Annotated in this window: 13 protein-coding genes; 7 read left to right on the top strand and 6 right to left on the bottom strand. The window is 69.1% G+C overall.

Annotated features, from left to right (window positions below):
* Positions 1–159: 159 nt before the first annotated feature.
* The gene (locus tag ACFXJL_RS28355; RefSeq protein ID WP_358881332.1) at positions 160–1,392 is read left to right on the top strand and encodes an aromatic acid exporter family protein; all 1,233 of its coding nucleotides are present in this window, start codon (positions 160–162) and stop codon (positions 1,390–1,392) included.
* Between the two features lie 110 nt (positions 1,393–1,502).
* Here the strand turns inward: ACFXJL_RS28355 and ACFXJL_RS28350 are convergent, their stop codons facing one another.
* The gene (locus tag ACFXJL_RS28350) at positions 1,503–4,262 is read right to left on the bottom strand and encodes a SpoIIE family protein phosphatase (protein ID WP_384643895.1); all 2,760 of its coding nucleotides are present in this window, start codon (positions 4,260–4,262) and stop codon (positions 1,503–1,505) included.
* A gap of 324 nt (positions 4,263–4,586) precedes the next feature.
* A complete protein-coding gene (locus tag ACFXJL_RS28345; RefSeq protein ID WP_358881333.1) occupies positions 4,587–4,979 on the bottom strand; it encodes an ATP-binding protein in 393 nt (130 codons plus the stop codon).
* Positions 4,980–5,533: 554 nt separating this feature from the next.
* Here ACFXJL_RS28345 and ACFXJL_RS28340 point away from each other — a divergent pair.
* From ACFXJL_RS28340 to ACFXJL_RS28330, 3 genes are all read left to right on the top strand, one after another.
* Positions 5,534–5,929, top strand: coding sequence for an STAS domain-containing protein (locus tag ACFXJL_RS28340; protein WP_358881334.1), 396 nt, complete (start codon positions 5,534–5,536; stop codon positions 5,927–5,929).
* Between the two features lie 11 nt (positions 5,930–5,940).
* Positions 5,941–6,405, top strand: a complete 465-nt coding sequence (locus ACFXJL_RS28335) for an ATP-binding protein (RefSeq protein WP_358881335.1) — start codon at positions 5,941–5,943, stop codon at positions 6,403–6,405.
* A gap of 312 nt (positions 6,406–6,717) precedes the next feature.
* Positions 6,718–6,903: a hypothetical protein gene (locus tag ACFXJL_RS28330; RefSeq protein WP_358881336.1), complete on the top strand. Its 186-nt coding sequence runs from the start codon at positions 6,718–6,720 to the stop codon at positions 6,901–6,903.
* A gap of 143 nt (positions 6,904–7,046) precedes the next feature.
* Here the strand turns inward: ACFXJL_RS28330 and ACFXJL_RS28325 are convergent, their stop codons facing one another.
* Positions 7,047–7,439 (bottom strand): ANTAR domain-containing protein, encoded by a 393-nt coding sequence (locus ACFXJL_RS28325; protein WP_384696995.1) that lies wholly within the window; start codon positions 7,437–7,439, stop codon positions 7,047–7,049.
* 321 nt (positions 7,440–7,760) lie between these two features.
* Entirely contained in the window at positions 7,761–8,564 is an 804-nt protein-coding gene (locus ACFXJL_RS28320) for a VOC family protein (RefSeq protein ID WP_358881338.1), read from the bottom strand.
* A gap of 335 nt (positions 8,565–8,899) precedes the next feature.
* Between ACFXJL_RS28320 and ACFXJL_RS28315 the strand changes: the two genes are divergently transcribed.
* Both ACFXJL_RS28315 and ACFXJL_RS28310 read left to right on the top strand, forming a co-directional pair.
* Positions 8,900–9,157, top strand: a complete 258-nt coding sequence (locus ACFXJL_RS28315) for a DUF6158 family protein (protein ID WP_358881339.1) — start codon at positions 8,900–8,902, stop codon at positions 9,155–9,157.
* Positions 9,158–9,470: 313 nt separating this feature from the next.
* Positions 9,471–9,695, top strand: a complete 225-nt coding sequence (locus ACFXJL_RS28310) for a DUF6458 family protein (RefSeq protein WP_358881340.1) — start codon at positions 9,471–9,473, stop codon at positions 9,693–9,695.
* A 120-nt stretch (positions 9,696–9,815) separates the two neighbouring features.
* On the opposite strand, the gene ACFXJL_RS28305 is transcribed toward ACFXJL_RS28310, so the two are convergent.
* Together ACFXJL_RS28305 and ACFXJL_RS28300 are read right to left on the bottom strand one after the other, a co-directional pair.
* Positions 9,816–9,947 carry a hypothetical protein gene (locus ACFXJL_RS28305; protein ID WP_384696991.1) on the bottom strand — a complete coding sequence of 44 codons (132 nt, stop codon included), beginning with the start codon at positions 9,945–9,947 and terminating at the stop codon, positions 9,816–9,818.
* Positions 9,948–10,922, bottom strand: coding sequence for a YafY family protein (locus tag ACFXJL_RS28300; RefSeq protein WP_358881342.1), 975 nt, complete (start codon positions 10,920–10,922; stop codon positions 9,948–9,950).
* A 79-nt stretch (positions 10,923–11,001) separates the two neighbouring features.
* Between ACFXJL_RS28300 and ACFXJL_RS28295 the strand changes: the two genes are divergently transcribed.
* The gene (locus ACFXJL_RS28295; protein ID WP_384696988.1) at positions 11,002–11,736 is read left to right on the top strand and encodes an alpha/beta fold hydrolase; all 735 of its coding nucleotides are present in this window, start codon (positions 11,002–11,004) and stop codon (positions 11,734–11,736) included.
* Positions 11,737–11,808 lie beyond the last annotated feature (72 nt).

Below are 11,808 nucleotides of genomic sequence, written 5' to 3'. Positions count from 1 at the left end.
GAATTCCTCCACGAGCCGTGCTCACGGCGCCCCCAACGGGAACGGCAGTACTTATGAGCCACATGCATCAGGAGCCCAGGGGAGGCGGGGCGCGACGGCGCCCGGACGCTCCGTACCTCTTCGCGTCCCACCTCCGCCGCCCCAGCCGGGTGGCCGCCCGTGCCTGAAGCGCGGTCGGCCACCGGCCGGTTGGCGAGCTCGATCCGCCGCATCCGCAGCGAACCCGCGGTCACCCAGACCCTGCGTTCCACCGCAGCCGCGACCATCGCCTATGCCGTCGCACTCTGGCTGAGCAGCGAACCAGCGCCCCTCACCGCGCCCCTCACGGCACTACTCGTGGTCCAGGTGACCCTGTACTCCACGCTCACCACAGGTATCCGACGGGTGAACTCCGTGGTGGCCGGGGTGCTGATCGCCAGCGCCTTCAGTGTGTTGGTCGGCCTGAGCTGGTGGAGCCTCGGGCTGATCATCCTGGCGTCGCTCATCGTCGGTTACATGGTCCGCGTCAGCGAGTTCGTCCCCGAGGTGGCGATCAGCGCCATGCTGGTCCTCGGTGTCACCCGGGTGGCGGACACCGCCTGGGACCGTGTGCTGGAGACCCTGATCGGTGCGACCGTCGGACTGCTGTTCAATGTGCTGTTCGTCCCCCCGGTGTGGATCGGTACGGCCGGGGCGTCCATCACCGACCTCGCCCGCAGAATGCGCCAACTGCTGATCCGCATGGGCGAGGAACTCAGTGACCACGTTCCGGTGGAGACGGCCGCGGCCCGACTGCACGAGGCGCGACGACTCGACAACGACGTCGCCGAGGTGGACGCGGCCCTCCGCCAAGCAGAGGACAGCGTGCGGCTCAATCCGAGGGTGAAGGAAGGACTGCTCAACCGCGTGGTGCTCCGCACCGGCCTGGACACCCTGGAGATCTGCGCCGTGGTGCTCCGCGTGCTGGCCCGGACCATGACCGACCTGGCCCGCGAGCGTGACGGCGCACTCTTTGACCCGGAGGTCGGACGTTCGCTCCAAGAGCTCCTCGGCCATGTCGCCGACGCCTTGGTGAGCTTCGCCGTCCTCGTCACCTCCCAGGTCAGCGAGAGCGCCCAGGCGGCGGAGGATCGACTCGCGGGAGAACTGGCGGCAGCCGTCACCAGCCGGGAGCGAACCGCGAACCTCCTGCTCGACGGCGTACGACACCACCCCGACCATTGGCAGTTGCACGGCGCGCTGCTGACCGAGGTCGATCGGATCCTCGATGAACTCGATCCCGCGCACCGGTCGCGACGGCTGATGGAGGAACTGGACCGCAGCGCACGTGAACAACGTGAGAAGTACCCCAGGATCACAAGGGTCCGGCAGTGGACGAGCACCAAGCGGCAGCGGCACACGGCGGCGCGCTGAGCCGTCGCGCCGCCGTCCCGGTTGAAGCGATGGGGGACTCCGACCCCCTCCGAGCTGGCCGTCCCTCCTCCGGGCGGCCGGTTGCGGTGTCCAGTCAGATCTGCGCCACGTCATGCATCCCACTGGTCGAGCAGGTCGTCGACCGTGCCCGGCGGCGTCCCTCGCGCATGGAGCGCCTGTTCCGTCCAGAGCACCTTGCCCGTGGCGGTGTAGCGGGTGCCCCATCGCTCGGCCAACTGGGCGACCAGGAACAGACCGCGTCCGCCTTCGTCGGTGACGGCGGCCCGGCGCAGGTGCGGGGCGGTGCTGCTGCCGTCGGACACCTCGCAGATGAGGCTCGTGTTGTGGATCAGCCGAACGGTGATGGGCTGAGCGGCGTAGCGGATGGCGTTGGTGATCAGTTCGCTCAGGATGAGCTCGGTGGTGAACGCGATGTCGTCGAGGCCCCAGGACTCCAGCTGGCGCGCACACGCATTGCGGGTCACGGCGACGGCGGCGGGGTCGGACGGCACCTCCCACTGGGCCACGAAGCGCGGATCAAGAAGACGCGTACGGGCCACCATGAGCGCGATGTCGTCGCCCGGGTGCTCGGGCAGCATCGTGTCGAGGATCTCCTGACAGGTCTCCTCCGGCCCGAGCCCGGCCTTGCCCGCCACCGCGGCGCGCAGAAGGGCGAGCCCGGAGTCGATGTCCCGGCGTCGGTCCTCGACCAGACCGTCGGTGTAGAGGATCAGCCTGGACCCTTCGGGTAGTTGGATCTGCGTGCTCTCCACCGGAAGCCCGCTGCCGGCTCCCAGCGGCGGCGAGGGGGAGAGCCGCGGGTAGTACGCCGTGCCGTCGGGGAGGGCCACGACCGGTGGCGGGTGACCCGCGCTGGCCAGGGAACAGCCTCCGGTGATCGGGTCGTAGACCGCATACAGACAGGTCACACCGGTGACCTCCTGGCTCCTTTCATCGGTGGTGTGGTCCAGGTCCATCTGCTCCACCAACTCGTCCAGATGGCCGAGGATCTCGTCCGGGGCGAGGTCGAGGGAGGAGAAGTTGTGCACCGCGGTCCGCAGCCGCCCCATGGTGGCTGCGGCATGGAGCCCATGGCCGACCACATCGCCGACGACGACGGCGACCCGTGTGCCGGGTAGCGGGATGACGTCGAACCAGTCGCCTCCGACCCCGGCCTGCGCCGGCAGATACCGGTGGGCGACCTCCAGGGCGGTCTGGGCTGGCAGCCCGCGCGGCATGAGGCTGCGTTGCAGGGTCACGGCCAGCGAGTGTTCCTTGGTGTACCGGCGGGCGTTGTCGATGCACACCGCGGCGCGGGCGGTGACTTCTTCGGCCAGGGCGAGATCGTCCTCCTCGAAGGGCTCGGGCTTCTCCGAACGCCAGAAGCTCGCCACGCCCAGCACGACGCCGCGTGCGGACAGGGGTGCGCTGATCAGCGAGTGGATGCCGTAGTCGAGGATGCGTTGGGCCCGTTCGGGATCCTGGGCGCGCCAGCCGGCGGCCCGGTCGAGGTCGCGTTCGACGACGGCCCGACCGCTGGAGAGCCCCTGCACCTGGGGGGTGGAGTCCACGAGCTGGATCAGTTGTCCCTGCGGAACCAGCGGATGGTCGTCCCTGACGCCCGTGATGGCGGTTCGTCGGAGCACACGCTCGGTCCCCTGGAGTTCCTCCCCGCGCAGAACGGGTTCCGCCAGATCGACGGTGACGAAGTCGGCGAACTGGGGTACGGCGATCTCGGCCAGCTCCTGGGCGGTACGGGGAACCTCCAAGGTGGTTCCGATCCGTACGGAGGCGTCGTAGAGGACTCTGAGTCGGCGCCGGGCCGCATCCGCGCTGCTGGAGAGCGCCAGCAACTCGGTGGAGTCCCGCAGGGTGGCGACACTGCCGGCCGGACCGTACCTGGAGGTGGGGCGCTGGTTGACCGCGAGCAGCCGCCCGCCGGCCTCGTGCATCTCATCCGCGACGGCACGCCCTGACGACAGGAGCTCCGCGATGCCGTCGGAGAGGCCGAGTTCCGCCACCTTGCGGCCGTCGGAACCCGTCGGCAGATCGAGCAGTCGATGGGCCTCGTCATTGGCCAGCACCATCCGCCCCTCGCGGTCGACGATGACCACGCCCTCCTTGACGGCGTGCAGCACGGCGTCGTGATGCTCGTACAGTCGGGTGATCTCTGCCGGACCGAGGCCGTGGGTCTGGCGCAGGAGTCGCCGGCTGAGCAGGGCCGCACCCGCGGTGGAGACGGCGACCGCACCGACGGCGCCGCCGATGACCAGCGGCAACTGCTCCGCCGCCGCGCTGTTGACCTCGGCGATGGTGACCCCGGCACCGACGGCACCGACCACCGTTCCGTCTCGCTTCCTGACGGGGACGTACGCCCGGATCTGCGGTCCGAGCGTGCCCACCCTCGTCTCGACGACCGTACGCCCGGCGAGGAGCGGGGCGAGGTCCCGAGAGCTGGGTTTGCCGATGCGGTCCGGGAAGGGATGTGTGTAGCGCAGTCCGTCCCGGCCCACGACGACGACGAAGTCGACGTCCGAGCCCTTCCTGGCCTCTTCGGCCCCGGGTTGGAGCAGGGCCGTGGGATGGTCCGACTCCAGGGCGGGGGCGACACCGGGGGAGCTGGCGAAACCCTGGGCGACGGCGAGCGAGCGGCTGGCCGCTTCCTGCTTGCTCTCCCGCTGAGCGAGGATGAGGAGCAGGGCGACCGCTCCGGCGGCCAGGAGCACCACGACGATGATCTGTAGGACGAACATCTGGCCGACGACGCTGCGGACCCTCAGGATCGAACGTCTGCGCGGGCCCTGTTTCTGAGTGGCCCCAGAGGCACGCGCGTTCTCATGTGGAGTGGACGAGCCTTTTGATCCTGGCATGTCGCATTTCTACATGTTTGCTGTCTCTTCGTTAGATAGGGAGAGCTCGGTTTCCCTGTCTTTTCTCGCCCGTGGCCGTGTGGAACGGACACCCATCCGGCGCTGATCAGCGCTGATCGATGCTGACTCGCCCATGGGGCCACCCTCCTTGATGTCATGGGACCCATCTCGACGCAGCGCGCCGATACCGGGTCGTCTTCCCATGGTCGTGCCGACGATGCGCAGAGCCGGGGTCCAGAGTGATCAGCTCCCATGGAACGGCTGCGCCCGGTTCTGGGCATCGACCTACCGATCGCCGACGGTCCGGGCCCGGTCATCGTGTGCTCACACCATTCGGAGATGGGCGTGGACGGTCTTCCCCGTGGACGTCGGGGTGACGGTCACGACATCGCACAGTCGCTGGATGAGGGGCCAGCCGTATCCGCCGGGGGCAAAGTCCCGTGCGGGAAGCGCGGCGCGGGGGAACTCCACGGAGTGGTCGCCGACCGTGATGCACAGCGTGGCCTCATCGCGCAGTTGCGCGGAGAAGGAGGCGACACCACCGCCGTGACGCACCGCGTTGGTCACCAGTTCGGAGGTGACCAGGAGCGCATCCGTGAGCGTCGTGCTTCTTGCGTATCGGTCACCGGACCCGAGGAGTTGGCGCACCACGTCCCTGGCGGCTGACGCGGTGACCGGGAGTCCGGTCCGCTCGATGGTGGTGTTGTCCGTCGTCACGCGCACCTCCTTTTCCGTGGGCTTGTCCAGTCCCTCGTGATCCGTCTGCCCGCATCAGCCCATTCCCATAGGGGCTGCGTGAGGTGATTTCAACGTGGGACCCGTTCGGAGCCCTGTCAGCGCGAATTCCAGAGCCAGCTGTGTGGATTCGGTGACCGTGAGGTGATCGGAGGCGTAGATGACGAGCGGGGCGGTGCCCTCTATCGGAAACGCTCACCCGGTCCCCCTGCCGCGACACACCCGGTCTGCGCGGGCGTTCCGTCGCCGTCCGGCCAACGGTCCTCGGGACGGCCGGTCGACACGGCAGCGTTCGTGCTGATCGGCCGCCCGAGGGCCGACGCGCCGCCGGGGTGGGGCCGGCCGTTGGCCGGTCCGTGGTGGTCGGGTGGTGCTTCCCCTCGATTCGGGAGTTTCGTCGAAGGATCTGTGGGCACTGTGGGGACATCCGGAACCAGCCGGATGAAGATCAGCCCCGGGTCGGCGGCCAAGTCCACCCGCCCGGGACAGCGCACCCGCTTCTGGGGCGCCGGACACAGGTCAGAAGGGAGAGGCCCATGGTGTCGGGAGTCTCTGGGCACCCCCGAGAAGGGGAAGCGGCCACGGGTCGCTTCGGCATCGAGGTGCGCCCCATGGCTGGCGCACTGGTTGTGGTGCTGGCAGGAGAACTTGACCACGACACGGCTCCGCCGCTGCGTGATGCCCTGGCCGAGGGTGTCGCCGCAAGGCCGGGCAGCATCGTCGTGGACTGCGCAGAACTGGGATTCTGCGATTCGACCGGCCTCAACGTGCTGTTGCGGGCGAGGATCGAGGCGCAGGAGGCGGGCAGCGTACTGGAACTGTCCGCACTTCAACCCCAGGTGGCCCGAATGTTCGACATCACCGGTGCGGACACCGTATTCACGGTTCACGACAGCCTGGACGCGGCTCTGACGGATCGGCGGCAGTCATAGCGGAGGAGCTGATGGGCACACACGTCCGCGGGCAGGGACAGACCCGGCGACTCGGGCTGTTCGGAACCAGAGGGGTGGTGGGCCGCTGTCGGGACTTCGCCTCCCGGGCGCTCGCCGACTGGGGGTGGACCCCAGCGGCGGGCGAGGCCGCCAGGCGGGCCGACGATGTGCTCCTGGTCGTCTCCGAACTCGTCACCAACGCCTGCCTCCACGCCGGCGGTCCGACCGAACTGGTGCTGCGCCACACCGCGGAAGGCGTACGCATCGAAGTAGCGGACCGCAACCCCCAGCCCCCCGAGCCACGGGCGCGGGAGGTACGACTCCCGGGTGGCCACGGCCTTCTCGTACTGGAGAGGCTGGCGGACAGTTGGGGCTCGACACCCCTGGGGGAGGGCAAGGTGGTCTGGGCGACCCTCGGCCCTGCACCACACATCAACGGGACGGGTAGCCGCCCGGGCCCACCGGGCTCGGACTGAGCCGCTCGCCGGCGACCCGGAGACCACCGGCCGACCGCCGATCAACCCTAGACGAACCAGATCAACCGCGACTGAATCAATCAACCCGTCCCCTGACCGCGCGGTGATGACCGGGCCGGATCGCAACGTCCCCGTCGAACGTGCTCGGGTGGCGAGCCAGAGGCACGCATCGGGCCCGGTTCGCACCAAGGCGACACCCGGGAGTCCGGTTCGCCTCCGCGCGCTTCGAGTCGTACGGTCGGGTTCGAGTAGCCGTACCGGCCCGGGCGCCCCGGGCGGGTGGTGAGGGCATCCCACCGAAACATTCGCGTCATGGAAGGCACCGTCATGGGCTGGGTGAAAGCGAAGATCAAACAGGCGATGGGCAGCAAGAAGGAAGCCGATGGCATCGCCCTCCACAACGAGGAACTGAAGGAACGCGGGCGCCGCGAACGGGAACAGGCGCGAGCCGAGGCAGAACGCCTCCGGGAGAATGCGCGGCACCGGCACGAGCGGTGACCGACCGCGCCCGGACCACAGAGCCGTGAGCGCGGGGCGCGAAGTCGACGACCGCGCTCCCGTCCGACCGGGCGGTCGAGGGCTTCGACGAGGGCCTGCACCCCACGACGGCACCTGGTCACGGGGCGTCCGTCGTGGGGTGCTCACTGCCCCTGGCGGGCTCGGCCGGAGTAGACCTCCCGCAGGGCACCACGCACCTGTGCCGGTGGAGGCGGACCGTACGCACTCTCGACGATGTGGCGTGCGACCTCGCGCAGTTTGGTGTTGCTGTGTTGGGAGACCTGGACGAGGATCTGCCAAGCGTCCTCGGGGGTGCAGGAGGTGGTCGCCATGATGACCCCCCGTGCCATGTCGATCACCGGGTGAGAGGCCAATGCCTTGCGTAGACCCGCGATCTCGTTGCGCAACTCGTCCACACCGAGCGCGGACGGATCGGGGCCCCCACCCGCAGTGCCCCGAGTCGATGCGGGGGGCACCTCTCGACGCGAGGCTGTCGTCTGCTCACGGGAGTGCTCCACCGCAGATTGTGCGGGCACGACGGGTCGGGGAGCGACTGCGGGCCCATCGGCGGCGCTGGCCTCCGCACACCGTGACCAGCCGCCTTCGGGCAGCACTGAGGGCGACCGCACACGGTCTTCGTCAGGTGCTTCGGTGGACGGGTCCGATGTCGGCGCGCTCTCGTGCGCGGGACTTCGTGGCCCCTGCGAATCAGTCCCTCCGGCGTCCATCGAAGGCCCTCCCCCTCCCTCGTCCGCCATCGGCACCTTCGGGTGCCGTGGCTCAGACGCGCTTCTGCCCCGCGGCTGCGGCGGACACTCCCGCCGGGCAGGTGGTAGTGGCAGTGCGTCACTGAAGGCTCAGACCCGGGCGGTGACGGTGAACAGTGCGCCGTCGGGATCGCGCAGCGCGGCTTCCGGCCTGCCCTCCCTGGTCGTACGCCGTTCGAGGACCACCCCGCCGCGATCCTCGGCCGCCTGCGCCGTGGCAATGACATCGGCCACGGGAAAGTGCACATCCCAGCGGGGGCGGATCAGCGGATTGGGCGCGGCACCCTCCGCCCCCGAACTGAGCCGTGCCAGTACATGGCCATCGCTGACGAGGACGACCTCGTCGTTCTCGTACCGCACATCGCAGCGCCCCGGATGCTCGGTCGCCCAGTCCAGCACTTCTCCGTAGAAGATCGCGGCCTCGAACGCGCTGCGCGTGCGGAGCAGCAGCCAAGCGGGTGCGTCCTTGTGGCCGGACTGCCAGTCGGGAAGTCGCGCACCCTCCCAGATGCCGAACACCGCGCCGTCGCGGTCCGCCGCCAGGGCCCCGCGTCCCAGGGAGAATGCCAACGGTCCCACCGCCACGGTGCCACTGCGCTCCCGGATCCGTGCCGCGGACACATCGGCATCGGCAACCGCGAAGTACGGGGTCCACGAGATGGCCATCTGGAGCCGGGGTGCGAGGGCGCCGATGCCAGCCACGGGAGAGTCGTCCTGGAGGGCGACCGTGAATTCGTCGCCGAGCCGCCCCTTGCGGAAGGTCCAGCCCAGGACCTGGCCGTAGAACTCCTGTGAAGCCCGTAGGTCACGGGCCATGAGGCTGACCCAGCAGGGCGCTCCGATGACCTCCGCGCTCGATGCCATCGCGGGAGCGGCTTCTCTCTTCTGTGTCATCGCGATCATGTCCTGGGGTCTGGGTCTCGGCACACTCCCGGCACGGCGGCGGGCCCCGGGGGGTACGGCTCCCTCATCCTGCCTGCACCGCGGCGACCGCGCGAGTCGCTGCCTCCTGCGACGGCGGGACCGACGGGGGTGGACACCCGTGGCCCTGCTCGGGGCGGCCGAGTTGCACGGCTCCCCTCCAGGGTGCCGGATGGTGCGACGGACCCACGAGTACCCGCACCGGCGTTGTGACACCGCGATCGACACCATCGACCGCGGTGTGTCGATGCCGCCGAGCGGGACCCTGTCCGCATCAGGACTGAGGAGAGCAAAGGAGTGCGGGTGCGATGACAGAGGCTGCCAACCACCACCAGGGCATCGAGGCTGTCCGGCTGGGGGACCAGGAATTGATAAGAGAACTGGAGAACATCCACCGCAGCAGGCACGACACACTGCTGTACGGATCGCCGGCCGCTCTCTCCGCCCACACCACCCGGATGGCCGAGTTGGAAGAGGAGTATGTACGGCGGCACCCGGACCGTCGCGTCTCGGCGGGCAGGACACGCGAGGGCGCTCGTGCCCGTACCCCGCGCAAACAGGTCTGACGTCCGTGGCACGCTACCGGCCTGTCCCGGAGGGATTCCGCGCGACCTGATCCGCTCCGGCGGCATCTCGACGGTTGAGTCAGAAGCCGGACCGGCTTCGCCCTTGACGGGACTCGACCGTGGGACCCGAGGGTGGCGGTGTCCGACCGCCGCATCCGCATGCGCTGCAACTTCCCGCGCTGCCAACGGTGCTGACGGATGGGACAGCAGTTCGATGGGCGCCATCTTCGGCCGATGGTCGCGGAATGATCGCTGCTGCCCCGGGTACCTGCGAAATACCAACTATCCGTCCCGCAACAGGAAGGTGAGACCTATGGGCCTGGGAGGGTGCATCATCCTGATCGCCGTCGGGGCGATCCTGACATTCGCCACTGACTGGGAGATGAAGGGCGCCAACCTCGATGTGATCGGCCTGATCCTGATGGCCGTCGGATTCATCGGAGTCGTGACCTTCGCCAGCATCGCCAAGCGCCGCCGAGTCGTGGTGCCGTCGGCGACTCCCGTCATCGATGAGGGGCGGGGCGACCGTCCGTACTGACCCCAGACGATGAGATCGGCCGGCGCCGAAGCGGGAAGCAAACCCCTGCGGCCCGGGAAGGAACGTATCTGCCCCGGGGTGCTGGGGTGCTGGGGTGACGGGGTGCCGGTAAGAACGCTGTCACGCAGCCCCGGTCGGCGCCGGTTCACCGGCGAGCATCCCCCATGTCGTCAGCGAGATCCGGTAGATCCACGCGGAGTACTTCGCCATGCCCGCCCCGCACTTCCGGAACTGCCGCAGTAAATCCTGCATTTACTGCGGCAGTTCTTCCGGTCGCCGTTGAGCGGCTGCGGTGAGCAGGTCGGCGAGGTCCTTGAGGGCCTGTCGCAGTTCGTCGGGGTGGTGGATGGTGAAGGGCCATTCCAGGGAGGCGAGTAGGCGTGCCATGACGTCCAGCCGATCTGCTTGTGCGCGTACGAGGACGCCGGCGGGCTGGGCGGTGAGGGTCACCGCTGATCGGGGCAGCCGGCGGGCGATCTCATCGAGAGGACCGTGGATCGTCACCTCAACCTGCCAGCGGTAGGAGCCTTGGGCCAGGGTGGAGGTCAGGTGGGCGACGGGATCGAAGCCGTCGGGTGCGGTGAAGCGGCGGGTCCGGGGGGTGGTGGAGGCGATGCGGTCGATGCGGAAGTTCCGCAGGCTGTTGCGGAGGTGGTCGTGGCCGACGACGTACCACCGGCCGGTGTGAAAGACGACGCCGTAGGGGTCGATATCGCGTTCGGTGTGTTCCTGCCGCCAGGACCGGTGGCTGATGCCAACGGTCGTACCGGCGCGGGATGCCTGGGCCAGGGCCAGTAGGACGCCGGTTCCGGGTGTCTGCCCGATCACGGCGTTGGCGGTGAACGACAGGGTCTCCCGCATGGCGGCGAGCGGTTCGCGCATGGCGTGCGGAAGCACCCGCTCGATCTTGGCCAGGGCACCGGCACTGGCCGGTGCGGTGGTGCCCATGCCGAGGCGTTCGGCCGCGAGCAGGCCCAGGACGACGGCGAGTGCCTCGTCGTTGGTGAGTACCAGGGGTGGCATCCGATAGCCGCGGGCCAGGCGGTAGCCGCCGTAGCGACCGCGTTCGGCTTCCACGGGGATGCCCAGTTCCCGCAGGTGGGACATGTACCGGCGCACCGTGCGGACATCGGTGTCCAGACGGTCCGCCAGCTCCGTCCCGGTGAGTCGGGCGTTGGACTGGAGGAGCTCCAGCAGGGTCAGCACACGGGTGAGGGGATGCGACATGGATCACTTAACATTTCAGGGCGGATTCTGTCCTGTATTGACTCTACGCTCCCCGCAGCACCTACTTCTGGGAGATCACATGGCCACCTTCGTACTCGTTCCCGGCGCCTGGCTCGGCGCGTGGGCCTGGGAAGACACCGCCCGCACTCTGCGGGAGAGGGGCCACACGGCGCTGCCGCTCACACTGACGGGCCTGGCCGAGCACGCCGACCAGGCCGGACCCGAGACGGACCTGAACACGCACATCGCGGACATCACCGGCTTCATCAAGGAGAACGGTCTGCGCGATGTCACGCTGGTCGCCCACAGCTACGCGGCTGCCCCGGTCACCGGGGCGGCCGGGCGTCTCGGCGACCGACTGGAGCGCGTGATCTACGTGGACAGCGCCCCGTTCACCGCAGGCATGTGCATGCTCGACCTCATGCCGCCGGAGGCAGCGGACCAACTGACCCGGCAGGTCTCCGCTTCCGGCGACGGGTGGCGGCTGCCGATGCCGCCCTTCGAGGTCCTGGGCCTGTCCGGAAGCCTCGTTGGGCTCGATGAGGGACACCGGGATGCTCTGCGCTCGCGTGCCACCCCTCACCCGTTCGGCACCTACACCCAGCGCCTCGCCGACCCGACCGAGCCCGGCGCCGGCGTGGACCGTGTCCTGATCCCCTGCCATGACTTCACGGGCCTGCTGGATGCCGGGATACCGATGCTGGCCTACCTGAACCAGCCGCCGTGGCGGCGCTTCGACCTGTCCACCGGGCACTGGCCGATGCTGTCCACGCCCACCGAACTCGCCGACATCCTCGACAAGGCCGTTGCCTGACGGCGGACTCAAACCACACGAGTGCCCTTGCGAGATCACCGCCGGCGCAGGGAAGGGGGGGCAGACGAACGA

The organism is Streptomyces sp. NPDC059256 (assembly GCF_042753785.1).
In the GTDB taxonomy this organism is placed as follows: domain Bacteria; phylum Actinomycetota; class Actinomycetes; order Streptomycetales; family Streptomycetaceae; genus Streptomyces.
Note: the sequence above shows the minus strand (reverse complement) of the source record. Positions and strands in the feature narration are given on the sequence as shown.

What these genes read in the sequence shown, in the direction of transcription:
- ACFXJL_RS28335 (WP_358881335.1), top strand. Translation starts at nt 5,941, where the DNA reads ATGGGCACACACGTCCGCGGGCAGGGACAGACCCGGCGACTCGGGCTG.
- ACFXJL_RS28315 (WP_358881339.1), top strand. Translation starts at nt 8,900, where the DNA reads ATGACAGAGGCTGCCAACCACCACCAGGGCATCGAGGCTGTCCGGCTG.
- ACFXJL_RS28305 (WP_384696991.1), bottom strand. Translation starts at nt 9,947, where the DNA reads ATGCAGGATTTACTGCGGCAGTTCCGGAAGTGCGGGGCGGGCATGGCG.
- ACFXJL_RS28295 (WP_384696988.1), top strand. Translation starts at nt 11,002, where the DNA reads ATGGCCACCTTCGTACTCGTTCCCGGCGCCTGGCTCGGCGCGTGGGCC.
- ACFXJL_RS28340 (WP_358881334.1), top strand. Translation starts at nt 5,534, where the DNA reads ATGGTGTCGGGAGTCTCTGGGCACCCCCGAGAAGGGGAAGCGGCCACG.
- ACFXJL_RS28300 (WP_358881342.1), bottom strand. Translation starts at nt 10,922, where the DNA reads ATGTCGCATCCCCTCACCCGTGTGCTGACCCTGCTGGAGCTCCTCCAG.
- ACFXJL_RS28350 (WP_384643895.1), bottom strand. Translation starts at nt 4,262, where the DNA reads ATGCCAGGATCAAAAGGCTCGTCCACTCCACATGAGAACGCGCGTGCC.
- ACFXJL_RS28330 (WP_358881336.1), top strand. Translation starts at nt 6,718, where the DNA reads ATGGAAGGCACCGTCATGGGCTGGGTGAAAGCGAAGATCAAACAGGCG.
- ACFXJL_RS28320 (WP_358881338.1), bottom strand. Translation starts at nt 8,564, where the DNA reads ATGACACAGAAGAGAGAAGCCGCTCCCGCGATGGCATCGAGCGCGGAG.
- ACFXJL_RS28310 (WP_358881340.1), top strand. Translation starts at nt 9,471, where the DNA reads ATGGGCCTGGGAGGGTGCATCATCCTGATCGCCGTCGGGGCGATCCTG.